The sequence below is a fragment of the Dactylosporangium sp. NPDC000244 genome, from assembly GCF_040300725.1.
Classification (GTDB): domain Bacteria; phylum Actinomycetota; class Actinomycetes; order Mycobacteriales; family Micromonosporaceae; genus Dactylosporangium.
The window spans coordinates 22,172-47,705 of the sequence record NZ_JBEPEH010000009.1 but is presented as its reverse complement, the minus strand read 5'-3'; the positions used below and the strand labels follow the sequence as shown (position 1 = coordinate 47,705).

Genomic DNA, 25,534 nt, shown 5'->3' with positions numbered 1-25,534 from the left:
CGCCCCGGCCGTTCCTAGCCTGGAATTCATGCGCTGGGCCTGGGTCGTCGCACCGTCGGTGCTGGTGGGGGCCGCCGGCGCCCTCGTGCACGCGTTCGTGCCCGGCGGGTACGTCGTCTTCGGCCTCATCGCCGTCACGCTCATCGGGCTCGACCAGCTGCTCACCGACGTGCGCCGCCGCGAGGAGCCCGAGGCCCGCCCCGGCTGGGAGTTCTTCGCACCGCGGGGGCTCGTCGCGGCCCGGGCCGGGCGCGCGTTCGCCCTCGCCGTGACGCTCATGATCGCGGCCCTGCTGCTCACCGGCGACCCGCTGGGGTGGGCGGTCGCCGCGGCCCTCGCCGCGCCGCCCGCCCTCGTCGGCGTCCAGCTGTCGGTGCGCCTGGCCGTGGGCGCCTCCGTGCTGCGGCTGAGCCCGGACGGGGTGGAAGTGCGGGGGCGGCGGTACCCCTGGGAGCGCATCGAAGCCGTCGAGCTCAACGGCGACCGCGCCAATCCGCGGCTCGACCTGCTCGTCGCGGGCCGCCGCCACCCGGTCACCCTGCGCCCGTCCGGCGTCGACGCGAGCCTGCTGTTCCTGACCGACCTGCTCGGCTACTACCAGTCCCACGCGCGCGTCCGCGGCGCGATCGGCGACCCGGTCGAGGCCGGACGCGTCCACGGCCTGCTGCTCGGCGCCCGCCTCGCCGCCGGCCTGCACGGCGGCCCCCGCCCGATCCTCGCCGCCGGCTGAGCCGGCGCGGTGCCCGGGACGCACCCGAGGCGCACGGCGCGGGCGCGGGGCGCGGGCCGAGTCGTGCGGTGCGAGTCGAGTCGCGTGGCGCGGGCCGGGGCGGTGGCGGCGCGCTAGGTTGGGGGCATGCGCAGCGCTGAACAGATCCTGCGCGAGGCCCGGACGATCGCGGTCGTGGGCGCCTCCCGGGATCGCTCGAAGACGGCTCACGCGGTGCCCCTGCAGATCCAGCTGCACGGCTGGCGGATCGTGCCCGTGAACCCGTTCGCGGACCAGATCTTCGGGGAGCGCGCCTACCGCCGGCTCGCCGACATCCCGTTCCCGGTCGACCTGGTCAACGTGTTCCGCCCGTCGGCCGACGCGACCCAGGTCGTAAAGGACGCGCTCGCCATCGGCGCACCCGCGATCTGGCTGCAGCAGGACATCTACAGCCCCGCGGGCCGCGCCCTGGCCGAGGCCGCGGGCGTCGACTTCCTCGAGAACACCTGCATCGCGGTCGTCCGCGCGGTGCACGCGCTCAGCGCACCCCGTAGTCCCGCAGCAGACCCCGGCTGATGATGGTCTTCTGAATCTCCGAGGTGCCCTCGCCGATGAGCAGGAAGGGCGCCTCGCGCATGAGGCGTTCGATCTCGTACTCCTTGGAGTACCCGTAGCCGCCGTGGATGCGGAACGCCTCCTGGACGACCTCCGCGCAGTGCTCGCTGGCCAGCAGCTTGGCCATGCCCGCCTCGACGTCGTTGCGCTGCCCGGCGTCCTTGAGCCGGGCGGCCCCGACCATGAGCGCGTGCGACGCCTCGATCTTCGTGGCCATCTCGGCCAGCTTGAACGCGATCGCCTGGTGCTTGACCAGCGGCTGGCCGAACGTGTGCCGCTGTTGGGCGTAGGCGATCGCGAGCTCGAACGCCCGGATGGAGATGCCGCAGGCCCGCGCGGCCACGTTGACCCGTCCGACCTCGATGCCGTCCATCATCTGGTAGAAGCCGCGGCCGGCCTTGTCCGCGCCGCCGAGCACCGCCGAGCCGGGCACCCGGACGCCGTCGAGCACCATCTCGGTGGTCTCGACGCCCTTGTACCCCATCTTCTCGATCTTCCCGGGGATGTTCAGCCCGGGCAGGCGCTCGCTGAGCCCGAACCCGGGCTCCTTCTCCAGCAGGAACGTCGTCATGTTCCCGTAGACGGACTCGGCCCCGAGCTCGGTCTTCACGAGCGTGGCGACGATGGAGGACTGCGCCCCGTTGGTGAGCCACATCTTCTGCCCGTCGAGCACCCAGTCGTCCCCGTCGGCGACGGCCTTGGAGCGGATCGCGGCCACGTCGGACCCGGTGCCCGGCTCGGACATCGAGAACGCCCCGCGCACCTCGCCGGTCGCCATCCTCGGCAGCAGCCGCTGCTTCTGCTCGTCGGAGCCGTGCTGGGCGACGAGGTAGGCCACGATGAAGTGCGTGTTCACGATCCCGGACACGGACATCCACCCGCGGGAGAGCTCCTCGACCACGAGCGCGTAGGTGAGCAGCGACTCGCCGAGGCCGCCGTATTCCTCGGCGATGGTGAGCCCGAACAGCCCCATCTCCCGCATGCCGGCCACGATGTCGTCCGGGTAGACGTCGTCGTGCTCGAGCTGCTGCGCGTGCGGGATGATCTCCTTGTCGACGAACGCCCGCACGGTCTCGAGCATCGACTGCTGCACATCGCTGAGCCCGGGCGTCCGAGCGAGACGAGCCATTGCGGACCTCCGTTGGTGGGCTCCTGCCCATGAAGTTACCGGCGGGTATCCGGCTATCCGTGGCCCGGACCCTGTGAAATGGTTCTCAGGTGCGAGTCAACGGCCTGGCGGTAGCCGCCCTGATCTGCGCCGTCCTGCTACCCCCGTTCGGCATCTTGATGGGCCACATCGCGTGGTCCCAGTGCCGGCGCGAGCAACGCCCGGGCGCCGGCCTGGCCCTGGCGGCGATGATCACCGGCTACGTGGTCCTGCTCATCGTGTGCGGCCTGCCCATCATCTATTTCATCTAGCGGTCCGCCACGCGGCGCATGAGCTCCGGGAGCGACCCCCGCCGCCCGTGGATGTGCTCGAGCCAGACCGTGACCCCCGCGTCGGCATACTCGGCGAGGATCGGATCGGCCGGCCCGGCGGACCGCCCGGTGAGCATCACGTCGAACGGCGACGCCCGCTGGCCCCGGATGTATGCGACGGACTCGGCGATGGCGGCGGGCGAAACGCTCATCCCCGTCTCGTCGTCCCCGGCGGCGAGCCATCCGTCCCACCGGGCGGCCCGCCGCAGCGCCGCCGTGCTGTCCCCGCCGACGAGGATCGGCGGCCGGGGCCGCTGCACCGGCGGCGGCGCGAGGCTGACCCCGGAGACGCTCTGCCCGCCGAGCAGCCCGCCGACGATCGACAGCCCGGAGTCGAGCAGCCGGGCCCGCTCCTTGAGGTCGGCCGACTCGCCGAAGGCCGTGAACTCGGCATCGACGCCCCCGAGGCCCACCCCGAGCACGACCCGCCCGCGGCTGAGCCGATCGAGGGTCGCGACGGAGCTGGCCACTATGGCCGGCCGCCGCCGGGGCAGGGGAGTGACCGCGGTCCCGATCCGGATGGCCGAGGTGGCCTGCGCGACGGCGGCGAGCGTCACCCAGGGATCAGCGGACGGCACGCCCCAGGCGAAGGCGAGGTGGTCCCAGACGAACAGGTATTCCCAGCCGGCGGCCTCGGCGGCAACGGCCACGTCGACCACCAGCGACGGCTCCGCGAAGTCCCCGAGCGTGCAGACGCAGATCCCGAAGCGCATGGGCCGTCACCCCGTCACCGCGGTCCAGGGGTCCTTGGGCGGGGACGAGGATCCCTCCGGGCAGACCTTGCGGTAGTCGCACCACGAGCACTGCGGGCCCGTGCGCGGGGCGAAGTCCGAGTCGGCCAGGATGTCCGCGGCCGTGGCCTCGGCGCGGCGCAGGTGCCGTTCCAGCGACGCATCCGTGTGCTCGAATGCCGCCACCGTCCCGGTCGGCAGGTGGTGCAGCTCGACCCGGCGGCAGGCCTTGCGGAACACCCGGGCGGTCGCGATCGCATACAGCGCCAGCGCCCGGGACCCGCGCGCGTCGTCCTCCGAGACCCCGCCCCGCCCGGTCTTGTAGTCGACGATCACGAGCTCGTCGCCGCGCTGGTCGATCCGGTCCACGCGCCCTGACAGTGCCAGGGTCTCGGTGCGGGCCGCGACCGTCCGCTCCACCCCCACGGGATCCTCGGCCGGGTCGAGCGACTCCACATAGGACTCGAGCCAGCCCAGCGCCCGCCGGTAGACCTCCCGCTCCTGCGCGTCGTCCTGGTAGCCCTCGCGGACCCAGGTCGCCTTCAGCAGGCCCGGCAGCGCCTCCGGCACCCGGCGCCCGGGCTCCAGCGCATACCAGTTCTTGAGGGCCGTGTGCACCGATGCGCCGAGGGAGTTGTGCGCCCACGGCGGCCCCTTCTGCGGGGCGGGGCGGTCGACGTAGGTGAACCGGTAGCGGCGCGGGCAGTCCTCGTAGCTGCCGAGTTTGCTGGGCGTGCAGGTGAACAGGCGCGGCGGCGGTGCGAACAATCCCAACTGCTCCACACCGAGCATCCTGCCATCGGGGTACGACAAAAACGTCAGTGCGGTGCGTGCAGATAGGTGGTCACGAACGCCCCGATGGCGTCGGCCAGCAGCTGCACGGCGATCGCGGCCACCAGCAGACCGGCGATCCGGGTGACGACCTCGATGCCGCTCGGTCGCAGGATGCGCACGAGCACGCCGGAGAAGCGCAGCACGAGGTACACCACCAGCATCACGGCGATGATGCCCACCGCGATGGCCGAGTAGCCCGCGAAGGAGTGGGCCCGCCGCACGAACAGCATCGTGGCGACGATCGCGCCCGGCCCGGCCAGCAGCGGCGTGCCCAGCGGCACGAGGGCCACGTTCGACGTCACCTCGTGCCGCGGGTCGTCGGTCTTGCCGGTGAGCAGCTCCAGCGCCACGAGCAGCAGGAGCAGGCCGCCGGCGCCCTGCAGCGCGGGCAGGTCGATGTGCAGGTAGCCGAGGATCTGCCGGCCCAGCACCGCGAAGGCGACGATGACGCCGAGCGCGAGCAGCACCGCCTGGAGCGCCGCGCGGTGCCGGGCGCGGCGTTCGAGCTGGCCGGTGAGGGCGAGGAAGATCGGCACGGCGCCCGGGGGATCGAGGATCACGAGCAGCGTCACGAACACTTCGCCGAAGAGCTTCACATCCACGACCGGATTGTCGTAGCAGGCCCGTATCGAGCGGATACCAGGGTCTTGACGTCATCGAATGCCGCCCCTACGTTGCCAGAGAACAGCAAACTTTCCTTACAGATGGAGGGTCCATGGGCAAACGCAGGCTCCTGGCGGGGGTCGCGGCCGCGCTGGCGGTGACGTCGCTGGCCCTCGCGCCCGCGACGGCGGCCGACGCCCACGGTGCCGCGCACCAGGACGAGTACAAGCGGGTCGGGTACTTCATCCAGTGGGGCATCTACGGCCGCTCGTACTTCGTCAAGAACCTCGAGACCAGCGGGCAGGCCTCGCGCCTGACCCACATCAACTACGCGTTCGGCGGCGTCAACGCGGCCGGCAAGTGCGAGTCCGTCGACCCGTGGGCCGACTACCAGCGCCCGGTGTCCGCGGCGGAGAGCGTCGACGGCAAGGCCGACGAGGCCGGCCAGCCGCTCGCCGGCAACTTCAACCAGCTCCGCAAGCTCAAGGCCATGCACCCCGGCCTCAAGGTCCTCATGTCGCTGGGCGGCTGGACCCTGTCGGCGAACTTCTCCGACGCCGCGCTGACCGACGCGTCGCGCCAGGCGCTGGTGAAGTCCTGCATCGACACGTTCATGTCGACCGGCGTGTTCGACGGCTTCGACCTCGACTGGGAGTGGCCCGGCTCCGAGGGCAACCCGGGCAACGTGATCCGGCCCGAGGACAAGCAGAACTTCACCAAGCTCGTCGCGGAGTTCCGCAAGCAGCTGGGCAAGAAGGCGACGCTGACGGCGTTCCTGCCGGCCTCCCCGGCGAAGATCGACGCCGGCTTCGAGGCGAACAAGATCTTCAAGTACCTCGACTTCGGCTCGGTCCAGGGCTACGACTACCACGGCACCTGGGAGACCACCACCAACCAGCAGTCCGCGCTCTTCGTGCCGCGCAACGCGCCCACGACGCCGGACTTCAGCGGGTCGACGTCGCTCAAGGCGTGGACCGACCGCGGCGCGCCCAAGAAGCAGCTCGTGCTCGGCGTGCCGTACTACGGCCAGGGCTGGACCGGCGTCACGAACGCCAAGAACGGCCTGTTCCAGACGGCGACCGGACCGGCGCCGGGCACGTGGGCGGCGGGCAACGAGGACTACAAGGTCCTCGCGACGCTGCCGCAGCAGGGCTACAAGGTCTACCACGACCTGCTGTCCGGCCACGCGTGGCTGTTCAACGGCACGACGTTCTGGACCTTCGACGACCCGATCGTCGTGGCCCAGAAGGGTCTGTACGTCCGCCTCGCCGGCTACGGCGGCGCGATGATCTGGTCGCTCGACGGTGACGACGCCAACGGCACGCTCACCAAGGCCATCTACACGACCCTGCGCTGATCAAGGGGTGCTCGGCGGCATGAACCGTGCGATGCCGTCGAGCACCCGCTGCAGGCCGAACGTGAACGCGCGAACGGGGTCGCCGGCGCCGTACTCCTCCCCGGCCGCCTGCCCCACGCGCGCCGCGGTCGGGAAGCGGGCCGGGTCGAGGACCTCGGAGAGCAGCGGCGCCCACGCCTCCCACCACTCCGTGTCGCTGCGGCCGGTGCGCTGCTCGGCCTGATCGGCCAGCACCGCGGCCCGCGCCGCGCCGGTGACGTAGTCGAGCACCAGGCTCAGCAGCTGGTCGGTGTCCACATCGGACACTCCGGTGCCCTCGAAGGCGCGCAGTTCGAAGTCGTACTTCGCGATGCTGTTCGGCCCCAGGACCGGCCGGCTCGTCGCCACCTGCAGCAGCCAGGGATGGCGGCGGTAGAGCTCCCAGTTGGTGCGGGCCACCTCGGTGAGCCGCTCGCGCCAGCCCCCGGCCGCGTGGGCCTCCCGGACCGCCTCGCCGCTGACCGCGTCCACCATCACGTCGAGCAGCTCGGCCTTGCTGGGCACGTACGTGTACAGCGACATCGCGGTCACCCCGAGCCGCTGCGCCACCCGGCGCATCGACACCGCGGCCAGCCCCTCGGCGTCGGCGAGCGCCACGGCGACGGCGACAATCCCCGGCACGGTGAACTTGGGCCGCGGGCCGCGCCGGGCCGCCGCGGCCGGCAGCCGCCCCCACAGCAGGTCGATGCTGCGCCGCGGGTCGCCGGTGCCGCTGTACTCCGTCGTCACCCCACCACGCCGCTTCCCCGCCCGGCCGCGACGATGCGCTCCAGCACCTCGGGCGCCGTGGTGCGGGCGCCGAGCCGGACGGTCTTGTGGGTGCCGTGGTAGTCACTGCTGCCGGTGGTGACCAGGCCCAGCCGCTCGGCGAGCGCGTGCATCTCGGCCTGCTCCAGCGGGCTGTGGTCGGTGTGGTCGGCCTCCAGGCCGAAGAGCCCGGCGGCGGCCAGCTCGACGATGAGCGAGTCGGGCACGATCGGCCCGCGCACGCTGGCCCGCGGGTGCGCGAAGACCGGCACCCCGCCCGCGCCCAGGATCAGCCGCAGGCCCTCGAAGACGTCGATGTCGTCCTTCGGGATGCGGTAGCGGGCCCCGAGCCACTCCGGCTGGAAGGCCTCGGTGACGCTGCCGACCAGGCCGCGGCGCATGAGGGCCTGGGCCAGGTGCGGGCGGCCGACGGTGCCGCCGCCGGCGTAGTCGCGCACCTCGTCCCAGGTGACGTCGATGCCGTCGGCGCGCAGCAGGTGGGTCATCCGCTCGGCGCGGGTCTCGCGGGCGGCCCGCACCCGGGAGAGCTCGGCGGTCAGGGGCGCGTCGGTGGGGTCGAAGAGGTAGGCGAGCATGTGCAGGCCGATCGGCCTCGCGCCGCCGTGCCAGCGCAGCGACAGCTCGGCCCCGGGCACCAGGGTGAGGCCGCCGGGGCGGGCCGCGAAGGCCTCGGCCCAGCCGCCGGTGGTGTCGTGGTCGGTGAGCCCGAGGACGTCCAGCCCCGCCGCGGCCGCCTCCCCGACCAGCTCGGCCGGGGTCGACGTGCCGTCGCTGGCGGTGGAGTGGGCGTGGAGATCGATTCGCACGCCCCCCAGTTTATGAACCTTTACTGCGCCGCGAGCGGTTCGATGAGCACGACCCCGTCGCTCTCCTGGTCCAGCTGGTCGACCTGTTCCGCCTGGCCGGTGGGGTCGAGCTTCAGGAACTTCTTGCTGTTGTCGACCACGAAGGTCTTGGCGTTGAGCCACATGGTCTTGGTGGTGACGGCGAGATTCCACAGCTTGGCCTTGAAGCCGGGGTTGAACACCGCGGTCAGGTCCAGGATCGCGACCTGCTTCAGGCCCACGACCGGATAGGCGAGCCAGCGGCCGTCGGGGGAGATGCGCGCGCCGACCGGTGCCGCGACCGGCAGGCCGCAGGCCTTCTTCATGATCTTGAACGGCTGGTCGAACTGGAGCTGGGCCAGGCACATCGCGGTGTCCGCGGCGCCGGCCGGCTTGAGCTCGGCGTAGACGCCGTTGTTGTCCTGGGTGCCGCCGAAGACCCGCACCACGGTGTTGTCCCAGGTCGGGCTGTACTTGCGCTCGGTGTGCCAGACGTCGAAGCCCTTGTCGTCGTTGCTGACGACCAGGTTGGTGCCGACGAAGGTGACCGGCTCGGTGTTCTGCGGCACGTCGGCGGAGGGGCCCTGGGTGATCGTCTTGGTGTTCTGGTCGCTGCGTGTGCCGACGTTCATCTTGCCCTTGGACGCCCAGGCCACGGTGCTGCCGTCCTTGGCCACCGCGATGTTGGTGGCGTCGTCGACCAGCACCTGCTGCCGCTCGTCGTCGTCCTGCAGGACGAGCTGCTTGTCGCCGTCGGGCTGGGTGTTGACCACCAGGTAGCCGTCCTTGGCCTGGTAGGCCGCGGTGACGGTGCTCTTGGCGGGCAGCTGCAGCCGGACCCGGGTGGCCGCCTCGGCGCTCGGGCCGATGGCGGTGACCTCGCGCATGTCCGACGAGGTGACCGGGGCGGTCGGGGTGCCGGCGGTCGACGGGCGCTGGGTGGGGCTCTCCTGGGCGAGCGGCCCGGGCGGCTGCGGCGAGCCACCGGGCGCGCCGGCGGTCAGCGTGTGCAGCATCGCGACGGAGGCCACGGCGAACGCGACGATCCCGGTCAGCCCGGTCACCGCGGCGCGCCGCCGCCGGCGGACCCGCGCGGCGCCCTGGATGGCGGCGTCGGCGAACCCGTCCAGCGACGCCAGCGACCCCGGCGGGGGGCTGCCCGCCTTGGCCGCGAACGTATCGCGGAGCTCGTCTTCCAGCATGCTCGTCACGTCTCCAAACCCAACCGCATGGTCAGACTTGCACCGGTTCTTCGACCACGGTGTCCGCTGGTAGAAGCGCGTCAGCCTCGGCGAAAGGTTGTGCGGCCTCGCCGACCTCCTCAATTTCCGGCGCGATCGGCGCCGCGGGCGGGGCGGTGGGGGGCCGGGCGGGCTGGCTTCTCGTGGCGGGGCGCACACCCTCCGCGCTGAGCTTCTCGCGCAGCGTGGCCAGGGCGCGGGAGGTCTGGCTCTTGACGGTGCCGACGGAGACGCCGAGCAGGCGGGCGGTCTCGGCCTCGGACTGGTCCTCGTAGTAGCGCAGGACGAGCACGGCCCGCTGCCGGTTGGGCAGGTTGCGCACGTGCCGCCACATGGCGTCGCGCTCGAGGCTCTCCTCGAGCTGGTCGGCCGCGGCGCCCTCGGGCAGGATCTCGGTCGGCCGCTCGCCGTGCCAGCGCCGCCGCCACCAGCTCGTCGCGGTGTTCACGAGGACCCGCCGCGCGTAGGGCTCGACGGCCTCGATGTGCCCGAGGCGCTTCCAGGCGAGGAAGGTCTTGGTCAGCGCGATCTGCAGCAGATCCTCGGCCGTGGCCCAGTCCCCGGCCAGCAGATAGGCCGTGCGCAGCAGCGCCTTGGAACGGAGCCCGACGAAATCACGGAAGTCTTCCTCGCGGAACCCTGCGTCGTCCGGCACCGGCCGCCCCCTCCACCCTCCGCGCCCACGTACGAAGACGCCATGAGGGGGCTCCGGGGTTGCACGAACGCGTAGATTTACAGGAATCTCTCAGGTTCAGGTGCCGTCGTCCTCGCCGGTGACCGCACGGCCCAGGCGGGCCTCGACGGCCTCGGGCTCGTACATTTCCTCGACAATGCGCAGGTAGAGCTCATTCGGGTTGGGCAGGTTGCGGATATTGCGCAGCGCCTGATCCTGACCCGCGGACTCGAGCTCGAAATGTCCGTAGCCGAACATGCGGCCGGTCAATGACTGCACGTATTTCATGTCCGTGACCCGCTGCAGCGGCATCATGGCCACATTGCGCGTGAAAATGCCCGACACGACCATCACTCGCTTGTTCGTGAGGATGAATCGGTCGTACCACCAGTCGGCGACCTTCCACGCGCACCACAGCACCACCAGCGCCCAGATCACCACGACGGCGGTCCGCAGCTGCTCCTGGTTGTGCTTGGTGAGCCAGCCGGCGATGTAGCCCATCGCGATCGTCGCGAAGATCGCGATCAGGCCCTCCTTCGCGAGCTGGATCCAGTGCCGCTTCCATTCCCCGCGGAACTTCTCGGTCGGGAACAGATAGCGGGCCGCGTGCCGGCTGGCCTCGTCCTCCAGGGGCGCCATGCGGCTGCCGGGCGGCACCGACGGCACCGAGTCGCCGCCCTGGAGCCGGGCGAACTCGTCCTGCGAGAACGACGGCGGGGCGCCACTGTACTGCGGGGCCGCCGCGCCGCGCGCGTGCGCGCCGTCGGTCATCGAATCCGCATACGGGTCGGAGCTGAAGTCGTCGCCGTCGGTGGTGTAGTCCCCGTGCACCGGCTCCGCGCCGCCGTGCGCCGCCTCGTAGTCCCGCGCGGCCTCGTAATCGGAGGTCGGCGAGTATTCGATCGGCGGATCGTCGGACGAGGTGTAGTCGGCCCGCGACTCCGGGCGTGAGCCCGGCCGCGCACGGGGGATCGGCTCGGTGTCCCGGTCCTGGAACCGCCGGGAGTTCGGATCGTCCTCGGGAGGCTCAGCGCCGGTCGACATGGCCGGCCTTTAGGCGACGAGACTGGAGAAGAAGTCGCCGAATCCCGTGGCGATGTCCATGATGCCGCCGCCGATGGACTTGAACACCTCGGCAGCCGACTGTGGCCGATATGCCACGAAGAAGATGAGGAAGGCAATGCTTCCCCAGGTGAGGACCTTCTTGACCATCGCCGTCAATCCCTCCCCGCAACGTCGCGCACCGACGCCCCGGCCAAACTCAGCGTATCAGCTGCGCGGCTCAGGGTGCAGATGCGCCGCGCCGAGCGTCGGGCTCGGAGCTTGATCCTAGTCGCGGGTGTCTACGCCTTGCCGTGAAGATAAGGCGACGGCGCGCCGTAAACGAGGTGGGTTGGCACATCGTCGGCGAGATCGTGCAGGTCGAGCTCCTCTTCGAGCAGATAGCCGGCCGCGGCGGGCCAGGTGATGACGTAGATCCACATGCCGGCCGCCTCGCCGACGTACGCGCATCGATCCTCGGGTGCCTTCGCCATCCACAGCGGGGTCGGCCAGCCGGCGGCCCGGACCTTCGCGTGTGCGGTGGTGGTGGCGATGTCCCCGTCGAAGAACGGGCCCGGATCGGTGCCCGGGATGCCGGCGAAACGGGTGCCGAGCCCGATGCCCGGCTCCTCGGCGATGATCACGCAGTCGGCCGGCCCGTGCTCGACCGGCCCCGGGCCGCTGCAGGCCAGCGCGGTCGCCCGGACCCCCGAGCGCTCGTCGCCGACCCACCCGAGCCCGGTGACCGTCCAGCCGGTCGGCAGCGGCCACGGGCACCACAGCGGGGTCGGCCGCTTGTCCCCGGCCCGCGCCGCGGCGGCGATCAGTTTCGCCTTGGCCGCGTCCGCGATCTCGGGGCCGATGTGGTGCGCGACGTGCAACGGCAGCACAGCGCCGTCGGTGTCGCAGCGCCACTCGGAGTGCATGAGATCCGGCGGTCGCACCGGACCACCACAGCGGGGACAGCTGACTGCGACGCCCATATACCCACCGTAAGGCCGTTCAGGGGTTTGTGGCCCCGTACTGGCGGATCCAGGTATGCATGGCGATACCGCTGGCGACTCCGGCGTTGATGGAGCGCGTCGAACCGTACTGCGCGATCGAGTACACCGCGCCGCATGCCTCACGGGCAGGTTCCGACAGGCCAGGGCCCTCCTGGCCGAAGAGCAGCACGCACCGCTCGGGCAGCTCGGCCCGCTCCAGCGGCCGGGCGCCGGGCAGGTTGTCGATCCCGATCAGGGGCAGATGCTCACCCTGGGCCCAGGCTAGGAACGTCTCGACGTCGGGGTGGTGGCGCACGTGCTGGTAGCGGTCGGTGACCATCGCGCCGCGCCGGTTCCACCGCCGCCGCCCGACGATGTGCACCTCGGCGGCCAGGAACGCGTTGGCGTTGCGCACCACCGTGCCGATGTTGAGGTCGTGCTGCCAGTTCTCGACCGCGACGTGGAACGGGTGGCGGTGGGTGTCGAGGTCGGCGACGATCGCGTCGAGGCGCCAGTAGCGGTAGCGGTCCACGACGTTGCGCCGGTCGCCCTCCGCCAGCAGCTCGGGGTCGTAGTGGGGCTCGGCCGGCCACGGCCCGCTCCAGGGGCCCACGCCGACCGCGAGCTCGATCTCGGGTTCCATGGTGCGGCGACGGTACCTTGCGGCGCCCGCCCGGTGGAGGCCGGTCGGGTGAGAAGGGTTGACCAGCCCACCCGACCGGCGTTCGCGGCGCGCCGGGGTGCTGCCCGCCTCAGCGGTGCAGGGCGCGCGCCAGCTCGCGGGCGATCCCGTTGACGAAGCGGCGCTCCGCCAGCTGGATCTCCACCCCGCCGATCCGGATCCGCCCGGCCTGCCAGGCGGTCCGCCCGACGCTGGCGGCGATGTCCATGAGCCACTCGCCGTAGGCGAGGGCGATGTCGGGCCCGAGGCGCTCGGCCAGCAGCCGCATCGCGAACCCGCAGTCGGCGAGAACGGCGGCGGTGCCCAGCGAGGGGCCGTCGATGTCGTTGTCGGTGAGCTGCTCGGCGAAGATGGCGGCCACCACCCCGCGCACGAGCAGCGCGCGGGACCGCTGCCCCGCGGCGATGGCCTCGACCCCGGCGACGGCGTCCACCTGCTCGTCGCCGGCGCAGGCCGCGACGAGCACGGTGCGGGGCAGCCGGACGAGCAGGTCCCACTCCTGCCGCCGCAGCGGCAGGTCGACCCCGGCGGCAGGACGACCGGACGGGCCGGGTGCGGGCTTGCTCGGCATGGCAACCTCCCTCGCCGAGCGTATGCCGAAAGATCCGCTGATTGCGGCGATTTGCCCGGGCGGATCGGTCGCGTCCGGCCGGAACCGCACCTCACGCCGAGACGGGAACGTCGCGATGGGAGGACTGCGACGGCAGGATCAGGCCTGCACCATGCAGCCCCAGCCGTCGTAGATGCCGTCGTGGCTCTCGACGATGCCGCGGACCTTCCACGTCACCTCGTGCAGGGCCGGGGGCTCGACGGAGTCGCGGCGGATCGCCTGCAGGACGAAGTCGCCCTCGTCGCCGCGCTCCACCGTGACCGCGAAGCCGTCCTCGCGCAGCTCCTGGGCCGAGGCCTCGGCGCGGTCCGGGTCGGGGAAGTAGGCCAGGAACTCCACCGCCCGCGGGGCGCTGAGCCGGTCGCCGTGCGCCTCGAGCTCCTGCACCACCTGGTTGTCGTCCATGATGTTGCGCTGCCACGCGTCCGGGGTCAGCTCCTCGCGGACCCGGGTCCAGCCGGGGTCGGACGCGATCGTGATCTCGGGGGCGACGCCGGCGATCGCGGGCAGCGGCGGCGGGGAGCCGTCCGCGGGCAGATATCCGGTGATGCGCCCGTGGTTGTCCGACAGCACACGGCCCACGAGGGCGCCGCCGGCGGAGCGCAGGACCTGGCGCACGGCGCCGTCGAGCTCGTGGATGGCGGCCAGCTCCTCGGCGGCCGGCATGCCGCTGGCGCCGTCACCGGTGTAGACGAAGTCGACGTCGAAGCGCCGCGGGTACCGGGCGACCGGGGCGGCCTCGACCGCGCCGAGATCGATGTTGTACATCGCGAGCCGGCCGCCCACCTCGCCTGGGTAGACCGCCCAGCGCTCCTCCCATGCCGGTTCCCGCCCCAGCAGCCTGCGGAGCAACCCCACGCCGTCCTCCTTGACGCTTGCCTGGTCCGACTTGCCGTTACGACTTCGGCTCCGGGAAGCTGGGCGCCTCCGGCCCCGCGTGCGACCGCTTCGGCACCATCACCCGGCGCCGGAAGACGCAGACGAGCGTGCCGTCCTGCTTGTATCCCCGGGTCTCCACGGTTACGACGCCGCGGTCGTCCTTCGACTCCGACTCGCGCTTGTCCAGCACGACCGTCTCGCCGTAGATCGTGTCGCCGTGGAAGGTCGGCGCGGTGTGCCGCAGCGACTCGACCTCCAGGTTGGCGATGGCCTTGCCGGACACGTCGGGGACGGACATGCCCAGCAGGATGGAGTAGACGTAGTTGCCGACCACCACGTTGCGCCCGAACTGCGTCGAGGTCTCCGCGTAGTGGGCGTCGAGGTGCAGCGGGTGGTGGTTCATCGTCAGCAGGCAGAACAGGTGGTCGTCGGACTCCGTGACCGTCTTGCCCGGCCAGTGCCGGTAGACCGCGCCGACGTCGAACTCCTCGAAGTACCGGCCGAACTGCATCGTCGCCCCCTCTGTCAGGTGTCTGGGCAGCATGCCGGGCCGGATCGGGCACTCGATAGAGGGAAGCAGGCAACTGTGACAAAACGCAGCAAGCGGCGGGGCTCTGCCTGGCGCCCGCCGCCCACGCTTCGTGGTGAGTATCTTGGTCTGCCATCGACCCCGATCGCAACGCTCCGTATAGAGACGCGCGTCACAGTCTCGCGGAATCGTACGAGTTCACTACGCGTTGTGACCGCCGTTGCGCTACGCAGCGTGATGTGTTCACCGTGCGGTAAAGTCCCGAGCCGATGGAACGGTTGAACGCGCGGGGGCGCGTGCTGCGGATCGTGGCGACGCTGTTCTTCGGCGCCCTGACCCTGGCGGGCACGTTCTGGGGCGACGACACGGCGTTCCCGTTCGCGCCGTTCCAGATGTTCGCCATCGCCGACAAGCCCAACGAGCCGGTGCTCGTGCTGCGCACCGACGGCATCGACGTCACCGGCCGCAGGCTCGAGCTCGACGAGCGCAACGCCGGGGTGCGCCGGGCCGAGATCGAGGCGCAGATCGAGCGTTTCAAGGCCGATCCGTCCCTGCTGTCCTCGATCCGGGAGTCGTACTCCGCGCGCAACCCCGGCAAGCCCCCGCTCGCCGAGGTCGACATCGTCGAGGTGCAGCATCATTTGCACAACGCCCAGCCGACGGGGGAGATCACCGAGGTCGTGCTGGCGAGGTACCGGCCGTGACGCGCTGGCTGTTCGCACCCGTGCCCAAGGCGCGGATCGCCGCCTTCCGCACCCTGGTGTACCTGTTCATCCCGCTGGACGTGGTGTTCTTCAGCGCCTGGATCAAGTCGCACGGCAACCTGCCCGGCAATCTCTACCAGCCGCTGATCGTCGGCCGGCTGCTGCACCTGCCCGCGCCGACCCACCTGCTCGTCGACGCGGTCTACTACGCGCTCATCCCGCTCTCGCTGCTCGCGGCGACCGGGCGCGCCCCCCGCCTGCTCGGCTGGGCGGTGTTCGCGCTCTACCTCGAGTGGATGTTCATCGCGATGAGCTACGGCAAGATCGACCACGATCGGTACTCGATCCTGGTCGCCCTCGCCGCGCTGCCCACCGCCGGCAAGGCCCGCCACGGCGACCGGACCCCGTCCGAGGCGGGCGGCTTCGCGCTGCGGGTCACCCAGATCGCGGTCGTCGCCACGTACTTCCTCTCCTCGATCGCCAAGCTGCGCTTCGGCGGCCTGGAGTGGCTGACCGGCGCGACGCTGACCCGGGCGTTCATCCGGCGCGGCACGCTGCTGGCCCAGTGGCTGCTGAAGATTCCCGGCTTCACCACGGTGTCGCAGTTCGGGATCGTGGGCTTCGAGCTGCTCAGCCCGATCGTGTTCTTCGTGAAGCCGAAGTGGCGCTACGCGATCGTGGCCGGCTTCTACCTGTTCCACCTGATGACGGTCAGCCTGATCACGATCTCGTTCATCCCGCACCAGATCGCCATGGCGGGCTTCCTGCCGCTGGAGAAGGTCACCCCGATCGCGTGGTGGCGGCGATGGCGCAACCGCACCGAGGAGCCTTCGGAGCCGGTCGTCGCGGCCTAGCGCGTCCGGAGAGCCCTACAGCAGCGTCAGCTGCTCGGGCTTGTGATCGGGGTCTGGCACGGGCGTCGGGCCGGTCGAGTCCGTCCGGGTCGTGCCGATCCCGCCCGTGCGCATCCCGTGCCGGCGGGCCGCGAGCCGGACCCGGGCCGCCACCTCGCGCTGGTACGACTGCGGCGCATACGACCCGTCCCCGAACAGCTCCCGATATCGCGGCCCCAGCTCCGGGTGCTCGCGCAGCAGCCAGGCGCGATACCACTCGCGCGCGCCGGGGCGCAGGTGCAGGGCCAGCGGGACGATGCTCGCCGCGCCCGCCGCGGACAGGGCTGCCACCGTCGCGTCGATCGACTCCTGGGTGTCGGTCAGGCCGGGCAGGATCGGGGCCATGAGGACGCCCACCTCGAAGCCGCTGTCGGACAGCCGCCGGATGGCGTCCAGCCGGCGGCGCGGGCTCGGGGTGCCCGGCTCGACCGCGCGCCAGTGAGCCTCGTCGACGAAGCCGACCGACATGGACAGGCTGACCGAGGTGACCGTGGCCGCCTCGCGCAGCAGGTCGAGGTCGCGGGTGATCAGGGTGCCCTTGGTGAGGATCGAGAACGGGTTCGCGTGGTCGCGCAGGGCGGCCAGGATGTCGCGCATGAGGCGGTAGCGCCCCTCGGCGCGCTGGTAGACGTCGACGTTGGTGCCCATCGCGACGGGGGCGCGCGACCAGGAACGGGCCGACAGCTCGCGGCGCAACACCTCGCCCGCGTTGACCTTGACCACGATCTGCGAGTCGAAGTCGTGGCCGGCGTCGAGGTCGAGATAGGTGTGCGTGTGCCGGGCGAAGCAGTTGTGGCTCACGACCCCGTTGGCGATGAAGTCGCCGGTGCCGGTCGTGATGTCGAACATCGGCACGTCCACGCCCAGCGCCTCGACCGTGGCCACGCGCAGGGAGTCGTCGCCGCGCACCTGCTCGCCGGCCGGGGCGCCGACCGCCCGGGCCGGGCCGAAGCGCAGGCCGAAGCGGACCCGCTCGCGGGGCCCGCCGAGCACGCGGACGCCCTCGAACGGATCGTCGGCGGCGACGGCGAACCCGGCCCGCTCCAGGCACTCGGCGAGCCAGTCGACGACGACCTTGTCGACCACGTCGAAGCGGGGCAGGCCGCCGGCGAGGGAGCCGGTCGCGTCGAACAGTCCGGCGACGAACCCGAGGCGCCACGCGGGCTCGGGCTCGTCCGGCCAGCCCAGCACGGCGCTGGCGTCGCGCACGCTCGCCCCCGCGAACTCCCGCGAGTCGTTGGTCAGCGCGTGCAGCCCCCCGCAGGCCGCCGCGTAGTCGTGCGCGCGCCGCAGCACCCCGGGCGGCACCGGCGAGGCGTGGCCGTCGCCGTTGACGAAGCCGCAGAGGTAGCCGCGCCGGTAGGCGGGCTCGTCCACCGGCGGGGCGGGCGGCAGCGCGCCGAACCCGGCGAGCCGGTTGGCGGTGGTCAGGTGGGGCCGGCGGCTGCGCCCGTGGCGGGCCCCGGTCACGTGCTTCCAGCCGCGGTCGGTGAGGAAGCGGTGCTCGCCCGAGGCCACCAGCGCGGTGCCGTCGGCGAGGGTGACCCGGTGCGCCGGCTTGACGGTCTGCCAGTGCGCGAGGACGCGGGTCGTCGTGTAGCGCCGCAGCCGCCCGTCGCGCACCGTGCCGACGATCTCGTCGCCGACCTTCAGCTGCGCCAGCGGCCGGCTGGTGCCGTCGGCCATGAGGATCGCGGTGTCGCCGGTCAGGCAGTAGACGCAGGCGTGCGAGCACCCGCGATAGGGGTTGATGGTCCACTGGAACGGCACCCGGGACGCGCCCGGCACCTTGTTGATCAGGGACTTGGCCTGGACCTCGTAGAACGTGATGCCGCGGAACTCCGGTGTGTCGAAGGTCCGGGCGACGGCCCCGGGCAGCGCGAGCGGTAGTGCTCGCGGCCGCCCGGGGTCTCCGGTGCCAGGACCGCCAGTCGCCTTGAGGTTGTCCCATCGCACGAGTTCATTCGAACACGCGTTCTAACGGGATGCAAGGCGATTGGACGGCCTACTACTGGGCGTCACGCCTTGGTGACGGAGTCGCTCTCCTCGGCGGACTGCTGGGCCGCCTGAGCCTCGGCGACCTTGGCCTTGACCTCGGTCATGTCGAGGTCGCGAGCCTGCTGGATCAGCGACTCGAGGGCCTGCTGGGGCAGGGCACCGGGCTCGGAGTACAGCGCCACGCCGTCCCGCACGATCATCAGTGTGGGAATCGAGCGGATGTTGAACTCCGCGGCGAGCACCTGCTCGGCCTCGGTGTCCACCTTGCCGAAGGTGATGTCGGGGTTGAGCTCGGACACGCGCTCGTACACCGGCGCGAAATTGCGACACGGCCCGCACCAGGAAGCCCAGAAGTCGACGAGCGTGATGCCCTCTGCGCCGATCTTCTCGGCGAAGTTCTCCGCGGTCAGCTCTACGGTTGCCATGCTGCTTCAGCTCCGATCCCTCAGGGCGTCTCGGGTATGCACCGTCATAACCAGCTACCCCTTACCGGCATTCCCAACCGATCCGAGGGATGATGGTCACGTGGCTGCGACCGACCGCCCGGTCTTCGTGTTCGACGGTGACTGTGCCTTTTGTTCATCATGCGCCCGCTTCATCGAGCGGCGCATCAGGCCCGCCGCGGACGTGCTCGCCTGGCAGTTCGCGGACCTCGCCGAGCTGGGCCTGACCGAGGAGCAGGTGAGTTCGGCCGTCTGCTATGTGGCCCCCGGACGGGTGACCGCGGGCCCGGTCGCCATCGCCGACCTGCTGCGCCGGGCCGGGTTCGGCTGGCGTGCGGCGGGGGCGGTGCTGGGGCTGCGCCCGATCACGGCGCTGGCCTGGCCGGTCTACCGCTGGGTCGCCCGCAACCGCCACCGCATGCCCGGCGGCACCGCCGCCTGCGCCCTCCCGCCGGACCACCCCGCGCGAGCGAAAGCCTAGGAGCCCGGGAAGGCGAGGGCGAAGCACTCCTCGACCAGGGCGTTCAAGTCCTCACCGGGGTTGAGGGCCCAGCGCGTCAGCGCCGTGTCGAAGGCCGCGAACGCCACCGCGACCAGGACCGACGGGCGGAGGTCGGCCGACGGGTCGACGGCCATGCGGCGGGCCAGCTCGGCGGTCAGGGTCTGCTTCCAGGCGGTCTGGCGCTCCAGGTAGCGGCCCAGCAGCGCCGGCGTCTCCACCGTCACGCGGGCCAGGCGGCTCGACTTCTCCGGGTGCTCCCAGAACTTGTCGGTGAAGACGCGCAACGCCTGGCGGACCGCCTCGGCCGGCGGCTCCGACGCCGGGCGGGAATGCAGGGCCTCGCTCAGCTTGCGGCCCAGGTCGCTCAGGAACTCGATGATGACGTCTTCCTTGGACTGGAAGTAGCGGAAGAACGTCCGGCGCGACACGCCCGCGGCCGCGGCCATCTGGTCGATCGTCGTCTCCTCGAAGCCGTGGAAGGCCACCAGCTTCAGGGCGGCCTCGGCCAGCTCGTCCCGGACGAGCTGGCGCTTGCGTTCCACGAGGCTCACCCGATCATCGTACGACCCCGTGGGCAACTTTGGCATCCAGAGGCCTAGTTGACACTGAGTGCCGCCGGTGGCATCTTGGGACTCATGCGGTGGACCGAAGAGCAGGTGCCGGCGCTGGCCGGTAAGACGTTTCTGGTGACCGGGGCCAACAGTGGGCTGGGATTCGAGACCACCAAGGTGCTGGCGCGCAAGGGTGCGCACGTGATCATGGCCGTCCGCGACCTCGGCAAGGGGGAGGCGGCGCGGCGGCGGATTCAGGGGAGCACCGAGCTCAGGCGCCTCGACCTCGCCGACCTCGACAGCGTGCGGGCCCTGTCGAAGGCGCTGCACGACGAGCGGGGCACGATCGACGTGCTCGTCAACAACGCCGGGGTGATGATGCCGCCGCGGCGGCTCAGCGCGCAGGGCCACGAGCTGCAGTTCGCGGCCAACCACCTCGGGCACTTCGCGCTCACGCTGCTCGTGCTCGACCTGGTCACCGAGCGGGTGGTGACGGTGAGCTCCGGGCTGCATCGGGGCGGGCGCATCCACTACGAGGACCTCGACGGCGCCCGGGAGTACAACCGGCAGGCTTTCTACAGCCAGTCCAAGTTCGCCAACGTGCTCTTCGCGCTGGAGCTCGACCGGCGGCTGCGGTCGGCCGGCGACGCGCGGCGCAGCCTGCTGGCCCACCCCGGATACTCGGCGACGAACCTCCAGCTCAGCGGGCCGACCGGGGCGCTGCGCGGGTTCATGCGCATGGGCAACGCGATGTTCGCCATGCCGGCGGCGCAGGGCGCGCTGAACATCCTGTACGCGGCGACCGAGCCCGCGGCCGAGAGCGGGCAGTTCATCGGGCCGGACCGGTGGCGCGAGATGCGCGGCTGGCCCAGCGTCGTGCGGCCCGACCCGAAGGCCACCGACGCGGCCGACGCGCGGCGGCTGTGGGAGCTGTCGCAGCAGCTCACGGACGTGCAACTTTCAGGTGCTGACCTGCGCCGATAGCGCGAATACGCAGGTTTCCTTTCCGGATGGCGGGCGCCGCTGGGTTCAATCCCAGCACGCCAGTCGCCAGGGAGGAAGATCGATGCGACAGAGGAAGAAGTGGCTGAGCGCGCTCGCGGCCGTGGGCATGGCCGCGGCCGCCGCGCTCGGGGTCGCCATACAGCAGCCGTCCGCACACGCCGCCGGGTCGTACAACTACGCCGAGGCGCTGCAGAAGTCGATCTGGTTCTACGAGGCCCAGCAGTCCGGGCCGAAGCCGTCGTGGAACCGCGTGAACTGGCGCGGCAACTCCGCGATGAACGACGGCTCCGACGTCGGGCTCAACCTCACCGGCGGCTGGTTCGACGCCGGCGACCACGTGAAGTTCGGCTTCCCGATGGCGTTCTCGACCACGATGCTGGCCTGGGGCGCGGTCGAGTACCGCGACGCCTACGCCCGCTCGGGCCAGCTGACGAACCTGGTCAACAACCTGAAGTTCGTCAACGACTACTTCATCAAGGCGCACCCGAGCGCCAACGTCCTCTATGGACAGATCGGCAGCGGCAACCCCGACCACGCCTGGTGGGGGCCGGCCGAGGTGATGCCGATGGCGCGCCCGGCGTACAAGATCGACGCGACCTGCGGCGGCTCCGACCTGGCCGGTGAGACCGCCGCCGCGATGGCCGCCTCCTCGATCGTGATCCGCCCGACCGACCCCACCTACGCGGACACCCTGGTCACGCACGCGAAGCAGCTGTACACCTTCGCCGACACGGTCCGCAAGAAGTACTCGGACTGCATCACCGACGCCGCGAGCTACTACAACTCGTGGAGCGGCTACAACGACGAGCTCGTGTGGGGCGCGATCTGGCTGTACCGCGCCACGAACGACGCGAGCTACCTCGCCAAGGCCGAGAGCGGCTACGACAACCTGAGCAACGAGAACCAGACCACCACGAAGTCGTACCGCTGGACGATCGCCTGGGACGACAAGTCGTACGGCTGCTACGTCCTGCTGGCGAAGCTCACCGGCAAGCAGAAGTACATCGACGACGCCAACCGCTGGCTGGACTACTGGACCGTGGGCGTCAACGGCGCCAAGGTGCCGACGTCCCCCGGCGGCGAGGCGGTCCTCGACAGCTGGGGGTCGCTGCGGTACGCCGCCAACACCTCCTTCGTCGCGTTCGTCTACAGCGACTACCTCACGGACGCGACCCGCAAGGCGCGCTACCACGACTTCGGCGCCCGCCAGATCAACTACATCCTCGGCGACAACCCGCGCAGCTCTAGCTACATGATCGGCTTCGGGGCCAACCCGCCGAAGAACCCGCACCACCGCACCGCGCACGGCTCCTGGAGCGACAACATCAACGAGCCCGCGCAGTCCCGCCACACGCTCTACGGCGCGCTGGTCGGCGGCCCGACGTCGCCGAACGACGCCTACACCGACAGCCGCAACGACTACACGATGAACGAGGTCGCCACCGACTACAACGCCGGGTTCACCAGCGCCCTGGCCCGCATGTACAGCGAGTACGGCGGCACCGCGCTCGCGAACTTCCCGGTCGCGGAGACCCCGGACGGGCCCGAGATGTACATCGAGTCCTCCATCAACACCCCGGGCACGAACTTCACCGAGGTCAAGGCGCTGGTCTACAACAAGTCGGCGTGGCCGGCCCGGGCCCTGACCCAGGGCTCCTTCCGCTACTACTTCACCCTCGACGGCGCCACCACGCCGAGCCAGATCTCGCTGACGAGCGCCTACAATCAGTGCTCGGCGCCGACCGGCCCGACGCTGGTCAGCGGCAGCACGTACTACGTGACCGTGAGCTGCACCGGGCAGAACATCGCCCCGGCCGGGCAGTCCGCGTGGCGGCGTGAGGTGCAGTTCCGCATCACGAGCGCCGGCTCCTGGGACCCGTCGAACGACTGGTCGCTGCCGGCCGGCAGCACCCAGGCCGCGAACAGCCGCATGACGCTGTTCGACGGCACCACGAAGGTCTGGGGCGACGCGCCCGGCTCGGGCCCCGCCGACACCACGCCGCCGAGCGCGCCGGGCAAGCCGTCGTTCACGAACGTCACCGCGACCGGGGCCACCGCGACCTGGGCCGCGTCCACGGACAACGTGGGGGTGGCGAGCTACGGCGTGTACAACGGCAGCACCCTCGTGGGGACCAGCGCCACGACGTCGCTGGCGATCACCGGGCTGACCCCGTCGACCGCGTACTCGTTCACCGTCGTCGCGCTCGACGCGGCCGGCAACGCCTCGAGCGCCTCGCCGGCCGGGACGGTCACGACCTCGGCCCAGACCGGGGACGTCACCCCGCCGACCAAGCCCGGCACGCCGGTGGCCTCGGGCATCACCGCCTCAGGGGTGACGCTCACCTGGGCGGCGTCCACGGACGCGGTCGGCGTCACCGGGTACGACGTGCTGCGTCTCGGCGGCACGGCCGGCCCGGTGGTCGTGGCCACCACGACCGGTACGACCGCCAACGTCACCGGACTCAGCGCGAGCACCGCGTATCAGTTCGCGGTGCGGGCCAAGGACGCGGCCGGGAACCTCTCCACCACGTCCGACCCGGTGTCGGTGACCACGACCGGCGGCTCGACGGGCAAGTCCTGCTCGGCCACGTACAAGGTCACCAACCAGTGGGGCGACGGCTTCAACGGCGAGGTGACGGTGACGAACACCGGCTCCACGGCGCTGGCGGGCTGGACGGTCTCGTTCACGTTCCCGGGCAACCAGAAGATCAGCAACGGCTGGTCGGGCGTGTGGACCCAGTCGGGCACGGCGGTCACCGTGGCCAACGCCGACTGGAACGGCGCCCTCGCCCCCGCGGCCTCGGTCGCGCCGGGCTTCGGGGCGAGCTACTCGGGGACGAACTCGGCCCCGGCCACGCTCACCTGCACGGCGCGCTGAGCCGATAGATCACGATGTCGCCGGCGGACCAGGCGTAGGAGGCCTGGTCCGCCAGGCGCGGCGACTCCCGGCCCTGCGCGCGGTCGACGAGGATCCAGCCGACCCGCTGGTCGCGCAGCCAGCGCAGCCGGGCCGGGGTCGGCTCGTAGATGGCCAGGTCGTTCGCCCGCAGGCGGGCCGGGTCCCAGTAGTCCAGGGCCGGGCCGACGCCGTGGCGGGCGGCCTGGATGGCGTTCGACTCGGGGGAGTAGCCCCAGCTGCCCAGCAGGACCCGGCGCTCGGAGTAGGCCGAGATCCAGTAGGCCAGGCTCTGGCGGCCCTGCTCGCCGGAGCCGACGCGATGCACGTTCGTGGCGATGTACTCGTCCGGTGCGCTGTGCGCGCGCAGCCAGCGGGCGCCGGCGGCCTGGTCGGGGGTGACGCGCACGTGATAGGCGGTGCCGAGGTTGGCGTGGTGCACGGCGTCGTAGGGCAGCCCGGCGGCGCCCGCGAAGAGCACGACGACCAGCGCGGCGGGCTTCGAGCGCGTGGCCGCCGCGACGAGGAGCGTCAGCGCGGCGAACGCGTAGACGGGGACCACCGGGTCGGCGGGCGGCATCGTCGCGGTCCAGGCCGCGGCCGCCACCCCGGCGGCCCCGAGCAGGCCGGCGAGCGGGACCCGGCGCACTCCGGCCGCGGACAGGATCGCGCCGAACGGGAAGCCGGCGATCGCGAAGAAGTGCTGGCCCCAGGAGTTGTGCCAGATCAGCACGGTCGCGGCGAAGCCCGCCAGCGCGGCGCCGGCCAGGAAGCGCTCGACGGGGCCCCACGGGCGCGGCACGAACAGCGCCCCGGCCAGGCGGAATCCCATCGCGATGGCGTAGGCGCCCAGGCCGGCCGCGATCACCACCGGGCGGCCGCGCGCGAAGTCGGCCATGATGCCGAAGGGGGCCCAGGTCAGGCCGCCGCCCTCGGATCCGTACAAGAGCAGCACGGCGAGCCCGGTCACCCCCGCGAGGACCAGGAACGGCCGCCACGCCCGGCGCGGGCCCGCGCAGACGAGCCCGGCCAGCGCGACGGGCAGCACCGTCGACTTCGCGCCCGCGACGCCGGCCGCCAGCACGGTGAGCAGCAGCCAGGTGCGCGTCGTGTGCTCGCGCCGCAGGATCCGCACGAGCACGGCGATCAAGGGCATGGACAGCGCCGAGGCGTACAGCACGGAGCGGCTCGACCAGGAGTAGTACGCGGTGATCGTGCCGAAGAACGCGGGCGCCCGGGCGGGCAGGACAGCCTCGCCCACGGTGTACATCAGGGCCGCCGCGATCGGACCGGCCCACGCGCGCCCGGTGACCCGCCAGGCGGCCACGGCGAGCAGGACGACCGCGAGCACGGCCAGCGCCGGCAGGTCGAGCCGGAACCACAGCACCGGCAGGTCGACGCCGGTCAGGCGGCCCGCGGCGGCGAGGTGCGCGTAGGCGAACCAGTGGTACGGCAGGGGCTCGGCGCCGAGCTCGGGGACGGCGAGCGGGAAGTGGTGGCGCAGGTCGGCGGCGACCGCGAGCAGGTTGAGCTGGTCGATCATGTAGTCGGCCGGGCGGCCGGTCGGCACCGGGGGGTTCACGCGCAGGAAGGCCCAGGTGAGGTACGCCACGAAGCCCATCGCCACCGCGGCGACCGACCAGGACCAGCCCCTCGTCGGCCGGTGCGGGTATTCGGGGGTGCGCAGGTGGCGGCGCAGGAGGATGACCGTCAGGATCGGCCAGGCCCACCAGATCGGGCGGGCGGCCGTCTCGGCGATGAGCCCGACGGCCGTGCCGAACGACAGGTCCTCGACCAGGCTGTGCGCGTCGCGGCGCAGTACCCGGTAGATCAGCGTGCCGGGGAGGACCACGGCGGCGCCCACGTAAGCGAAATACCATGCGATATCGTAAATGTCGGTTTTGAGGGCTATCAGGACCGCGGTCACGGCGGCGGCTACGGTGAG

Annotated in this window: 28 protein-coding genes; 9 read left to right on the top strand and 19 right to left on the bottom strand. The window is 71.6% G+C overall.

The window, feature by feature from the left end; all coding sequences use genetic code 11:
• The first annotated feature begins 28 nt into the window (after positions 1 to 28).
• Both ABT369_RS14355 and ABT369_RS14350 read left to right on the top strand, forming a co-directional pair.
• Positions 29 to 730, top strand: a complete 702-nt coding sequence (locus ABT369_RS14355; protein ID WP_350612202.1) for a hypothetical protein — start codon at positions 29 to 31, stop codon at positions 728 to 730.
• Positions 731 to 856: 126 nt separating this feature from the next.
• A complete protein-coding gene (locus ABT369_RS14350) occupies positions 857 to 1,285 on the top strand; it encodes a CoA-binding protein (RefSeq protein ID WP_350612201.1) in 429 nt (142 codons plus the stop codon).
• Here ABT369_RS14350 and ABT369_RS14345 read toward each other — a convergent pair.
• A complete protein-coding gene (locus ABT369_RS14345) occupies positions 1,248 to 2,453 on the bottom strand; it encodes an acyl-CoA dehydrogenase family protein (protein WP_350612200.1) in 1,206 nt (401 codons plus the stop codon). The genes ABT369_RS14350 and ABT369_RS14345 overlap by 38 nt on opposite strands.
• 89 nt (positions 2,454 to 2,542) lie before the next feature.
• Here ABT369_RS14345 and ABT369_RS14340 point away from each other — a divergent pair, with 89 nt between their 5' ends.
• A complete protein-coding gene (locus tag ABT369_RS14340) occupies positions 2,543 to 2,743 on the top strand; it encodes a DUF4190 domain-containing protein (RefSeq protein WP_350612199.1) in 201 nt (66 codons plus the stop codon).
• Here ABT369_RS14340 and ABT369_RS14335 read toward each other — a convergent pair.
• Genes ABT369_RS14335 through ABT369_RS14325 form a run of 3 tightly spaced genes read right to left on the bottom strand, consistent with a single transcriptional unit; the run spans position 2,740 to position 4,970 of the window.
• Positions 2,740 to 3,516 carry an LLM class flavin-dependent oxidoreductase gene (locus ABT369_RS14335; protein WP_350612198.1) on the bottom strand — a complete coding sequence of 259 codons (777 nt, stop codon included), beginning with the start codon at positions 3,514 to 3,516 and terminating at the stop codon, positions 2,740 to 2,742. The genes ABT369_RS14340 and ABT369_RS14335 overlap by 4 nt on opposite strands.
• 6 nt (positions 3,517 to 3,522) lie before the next feature.
• Positions 3,523 to 4,326, bottom strand: coding sequence for a RecB family exonuclease (locus ABT369_RS14330; protein ID WP_502891747.1), 804 nt, complete (start codon positions 4,324 to 4,326; stop codon positions 3,523 to 3,525).
• Positions 4,327 to 4,352: 26 nt separating this feature from the next.
• Positions 4,353 to 4,970, bottom strand: coding sequence for a MarC family protein (locus ABT369_RS14325; protein WP_350612196.1), 618 nt, complete (start codon positions 4,968 to 4,970; stop codon positions 4,353 to 4,355).
• A gap of 113 nt (positions 4,971 to 5,083) precedes the next feature.
• On the opposite strand from ABT369_RS14325, the gene ABT369_RS14320 reads away from it, so the two are divergent.
• On the top strand, positions 5,084 to 6,328 hold the full coding sequence (locus ABT369_RS14320; protein ID WP_350612195.1) for a glycoside hydrolase family 18 protein: 1,245 nt from the start codon (positions 5,084 to 5,086) through the stop codon (positions 6,326 to 6,328).
• Here ABT369_RS14320 and ABT369_RS14315 read toward each other — a convergent pair whose 3' ends face one another.
• From ABT369_RS14315 to ABT369_RS14265, 11 genes are all read right to left on the bottom strand, one after another.
• Positions 6,329 to 7,096, bottom strand: a complete 768-nt coding sequence (locus ABT369_RS14315; RefSeq protein ID WP_350612194.1) for a TetR/AcrR family transcriptional regulator — start codon at positions 7,094 to 7,096, stop codon at positions 6,329 to 6,331.
• Positions 7,093 to 7,941, bottom strand: a complete 849-nt coding sequence (locus tag ABT369_RS14310) for a PHP domain-containing protein (protein ID WP_350612193.1) — start codon at positions 7,939 to 7,941, stop codon at positions 7,093 to 7,095. Before ABT369_RS14310 ends, ABT369_RS14315 begins: the two co-directional genes overlap by 4 nt.
• A gap of 20 nt (positions 7,942 to 7,961) precedes the next feature.
• Positions 7,962 to 9,170: a hypothetical protein gene (locus ABT369_RS14305; RefSeq protein WP_350612192.1), complete on the bottom strand. Its 1,209-nt coding sequence runs from the start codon at positions 9,168 to 9,170 to the stop codon at positions 7,962 to 7,964.
• A 22-nt stretch (positions 9,171 to 9,192) separates the two neighbouring features.
• Positions 9,193 to 9,855, bottom strand: a complete 663-nt coding sequence (locus tag ABT369_RS14300; protein WP_350612191.1) for a SigE family RNA polymerase sigma factor — start codon at positions 9,853 to 9,855, stop codon at positions 9,193 to 9,195.
• 96 nt (positions 9,856 to 9,951) lie between these two features.
• Positions 9,952 to 10,917, bottom strand: coding sequence for a PH domain-containing protein (locus tag ABT369_RS14295; protein ID WP_350612190.1), 966 nt, complete (start codon positions 10,915 to 10,917; stop codon positions 9,952 to 9,954).
• 9 nt (positions 10,918 to 10,926) lie between these two features.
• Positions 10,927 to 11,085: a hypothetical protein gene (locus tag ABT369_RS14290; protein ID WP_203853873.1), complete on the bottom strand. Its 159-nt coding sequence runs from the start codon at positions 11,083 to 11,085 to the stop codon at positions 10,927 to 10,929.
• Between the two features lie 131 nt (positions 11,086 to 11,216).
• Positions 11,217 to 11,897, bottom strand: coding sequence for a DUF6758 family protein (locus ABT369_RS14285; protein ID WP_350612189.1), 681 nt, complete (start codon positions 11,895 to 11,897; stop codon positions 11,217 to 11,219).
• 19 nt (positions 11,898 to 11,916) lie between these two features.
• Positions 11,917 to 12,540 (bottom strand): TrmH family RNA methyltransferase, encoded by a 624-nt coding sequence (locus tag ABT369_RS14280; protein ID WP_350612188.1) that lies wholly within the window; start codon positions 12,538 to 12,540, stop codon positions 11,917 to 11,919.
• Between the two features lie 109 nt (positions 12,541 to 12,649).
• Positions 12,650 to 13,150 (bottom strand): hypothetical protein, encoded by a 501-nt coding sequence (locus tag ABT369_RS14275; RefSeq protein WP_350612187.1) that lies wholly within the window; start codon positions 13,148 to 13,150, stop codon positions 12,650 to 12,652.
• Positions 13,151 to 13,288: 138 nt separating this feature from the next.
• Positions 13,289 to 14,047: a DUF695 domain-containing protein gene (locus ABT369_RS14270; protein ID WP_350612186.1), complete on the bottom strand. Its 759-nt coding sequence runs from the start codon at positions 14,045 to 14,047 to the stop codon at positions 13,289 to 13,291.
• A gap of 37 nt (positions 14,048 to 14,084) precedes the next feature.
• Positions 14,085 to 14,612 (bottom strand): MaoC family dehydratase, encoded by a 528-nt coding sequence (locus ABT369_RS14265; RefSeq protein ID WP_350612185.1) that lies wholly within the window; start codon positions 14,610 to 14,612, stop codon positions 14,085 to 14,087.
• A 254-nt stretch (positions 14,613 to 14,866) separates the two neighbouring features.
• On the opposite strand from ABT369_RS14265, the gene ABT369_RS14260 reads away from it, so the two are divergent.
• Together ABT369_RS14260 and ABT369_RS14255 are read left to right on the top strand one after the other, a co-directional pair.
• Complete coding sequence (locus ABT369_RS14260) at positions 14,867 to 15,301, top strand: hypothetical protein (protein ID WP_350612184.1); 435 nt, start codon at positions 14,867 to 14,869, stop codon at positions 15,299 to 15,301.
• A complete protein-coding gene (locus tag ABT369_RS14255; protein WP_350612183.1) occupies positions 15,298 to 16,155 on the top strand; it encodes an HTTM domain-containing protein in 858 nt (285 codons plus the stop codon). The genes ABT369_RS14260 and ABT369_RS14255 overlap by 4 nt, the downstream gene beginning before the upstream one ends.
• Before the next feature lie 15 nt (positions 16,156 to 16,170).
• Here the strand turns inward: ABT369_RS14255 and ABT369_RS14250 are convergent, their stop codons facing one another.
• Both ABT369_RS14250 and trxA read right to left on the bottom strand, forming a co-directional pair.
• Entirely contained in the window at positions 16,171 to 18,150 is a 1,980-nt protein-coding gene (locus ABT369_RS14250) for an intein-containing Rv2578c family radical SAM protein (RefSeq protein ID WP_350612182.1), read from the bottom strand.
• 62 nt (positions 18,151 to 18,212) lie between these two features.
• On the bottom strand, positions 18,213 to 18,617 hold the full coding sequence (trxA, locus tag ABT369_RS14245; RefSeq protein WP_350612181.1) for a thioredoxin: 405 nt from the start codon (positions 18,615 to 18,617) through the stop codon (positions 18,213 to 18,215).
• Positions 18,618 to 18,717: 100 nt separating this feature from the next.
• Between trxA and ABT369_RS14240 the strand changes: the two genes are divergently transcribed.
• The gene (locus ABT369_RS14240; protein WP_350612180.1) at positions 18,718 to 19,116 is read left to right on the top strand and encodes a thiol-disulfide oxidoreductase DCC family protein; all 399 of its coding nucleotides are present in this window, start codon (positions 18,718 to 18,720) and stop codon (positions 19,114 to 19,116) included.
• Here the strand turns inward: ABT369_RS14240 and ABT369_RS14235 are convergent.
• On the bottom strand, positions 19,113 to 19,688 hold the full coding sequence (locus ABT369_RS14235; protein ID WP_350612179.1) for a TetR family transcriptional regulator: 576 nt from the start codon (positions 19,686 to 19,688) through the stop codon (positions 19,113 to 19,115). The two genes, ABT369_RS14240 and ABT369_RS14235, sit on opposite strands and share 4 nt — an antisense overlap.
• Positions 19,689 to 19,772: 84 nt before the next feature.
• On the opposite strand from ABT369_RS14235, the gene ABT369_RS14230 reads away from it, so the two are divergent.
• Both ABT369_RS14230 and ABT369_RS14225 read left to right on the top strand, forming a co-directional pair.
• A complete protein-coding gene (locus ABT369_RS14230; protein ID WP_350612178.1) occupies positions 19,773 to 20,672 on the top strand; it encodes an oxidoreductase in 900 nt (299 codons plus the stop codon).
• Between the two features lie 82 nt (positions 20,673 to 20,754).
• The gene (locus tag ABT369_RS14225) at positions 20,755 to 23,571 is read left to right on the top strand and encodes a glycoside hydrolase family 9 protein (RefSeq protein WP_502891746.1); all 2,817 of its coding nucleotides are present in this window, start codon (positions 20,755 to 20,757) and stop codon (positions 23,569 to 23,571) included.
• Here ABT369_RS14225 and ABT369_RS14220 read toward each other — a convergent pair.
• Positions 23,552 to 25,453, bottom strand: a complete 1,902-nt coding sequence (locus tag ABT369_RS14220; protein WP_350612177.1) for a hypothetical protein — start codon at positions 25,451 to 25,453, stop codon at positions 23,552 to 23,554. The genes ABT369_RS14225 and ABT369_RS14220 overlap by 20 nt on opposite strands.
• Between the last annotated feature and the right edge of the window lie 81 nt (positions 25,454 to 25,534).

Excerpts from the sequence above, each read along its gene's own strand:
- ABT369_RS14355 (WP_350612202.1), top strand. The coding sequence starts at position 29 with ATGCGCTGGGCCTGGGTCGTCGCACCGTCGGTGCTGGTGGGGGCCGCC.
- ABT369_RS14350 (WP_350612201.1), top strand. The coding sequence starts at position 857 with ATGCGCAGCGCTGAACAGATCCTGCGCGAGGCCCGGACGATCGCGGTC.
- ABT369_RS14345 (WP_350612200.1), bottom strand. The coding sequence starts at position 2,453 with ATGGCTCGTCTCGCTCGGACGCCCGGGCTCAGCGATGTGCAGCAGTCG.
- ABT369_RS14335 (WP_350612198.1), bottom strand. The coding sequence starts at position 3,516 with ATGCGCTTCGGGATCTGCGTCTGCACGCTCGGGGACTTCGCGGAGCCG.
- ABT369_RS14330 (WP_502891747.1), bottom strand. The coding sequence starts at position 4,326 with ATGCTCGGTGTGGAGCAGTTGGGATTGTTCGCACCGCCGCCGCGCCTG.
- ABT369_RS14320 (WP_350612195.1), top strand. The coding sequence starts at position 5,084 with ATGGGCAAACGCAGGCTCCTGGCGGGGGTCGCGGCCGCGCTGGCGGTG.
- ABT369_RS14295 (WP_350612190.1), bottom strand. The coding sequence starts at position 10,917 with ATGTCGACCGGCGCTGAGCCTCCCGAGGACGATCCGAACTCCCGGCGG.
- ABT369_RS14290 (WP_203853873.1), bottom strand. The coding sequence starts at position 11,085 with ATGGTCAAGAAGGTCCTCACCTGGGGAAGCATTGCCTTCCTCATCTTC.
- ABT369_RS14285 (WP_350612189.1), bottom strand. The coding sequence starts at position 11,897 with ATGGGCGTCGCAGTCAGCTGTCCCCGCTGTGGTGGTCCGGTGCGACCG.
- ABT369_RS14280 (WP_350612188.1), bottom strand. The coding sequence starts at position 12,540 with ATGGAACCCGAGATCGAGCTCGCGGTCGGCGTGGGCCCCTGGAGCGGG.
- ABT369_RS14275 (WP_350612187.1), bottom strand. The coding sequence starts at position 13,150 with ATGCCGAGCAAGCCCGCACCCGGCCCGTCCGGTCGTCCTGCCGCCGGG.
- ABT369_RS14265 (WP_350612185.1), bottom strand. The coding sequence starts at position 14,612 with ATGCTGCCCAGACACCTGACAGAGGGGGCGACGATGCAGTTCGGCCGG.
- ABT369_RS14260 (WP_350612184.1), top strand. The coding sequence starts at position 14,867 with ATGGAACGGTTGAACGCGCGGGGGCGCGTGCTGCGGATCGTGGCGACG.
- trxA (WP_350612181.1), bottom strand. The coding sequence starts at position 18,617 with ATGGCAACCGTAGAGCTGACCGCGGAGAACTTCGCCGAGAAGATCGGC.
- ABT369_RS14230 (WP_350612178.1), top strand. The coding sequence starts at position 19,773 with ATGCGGTGGACCGAAGAGCAGGTGCCGGCGCTGGCCGGTAAGACGTTT.
- ABT369_RS14225 (WP_502891746.1), top strand. The coding sequence starts at position 20,755 with ATGCGACAGAGGAAGAAGTGGCTGAGCGCGCTCGCGGCCGTGGGCATG.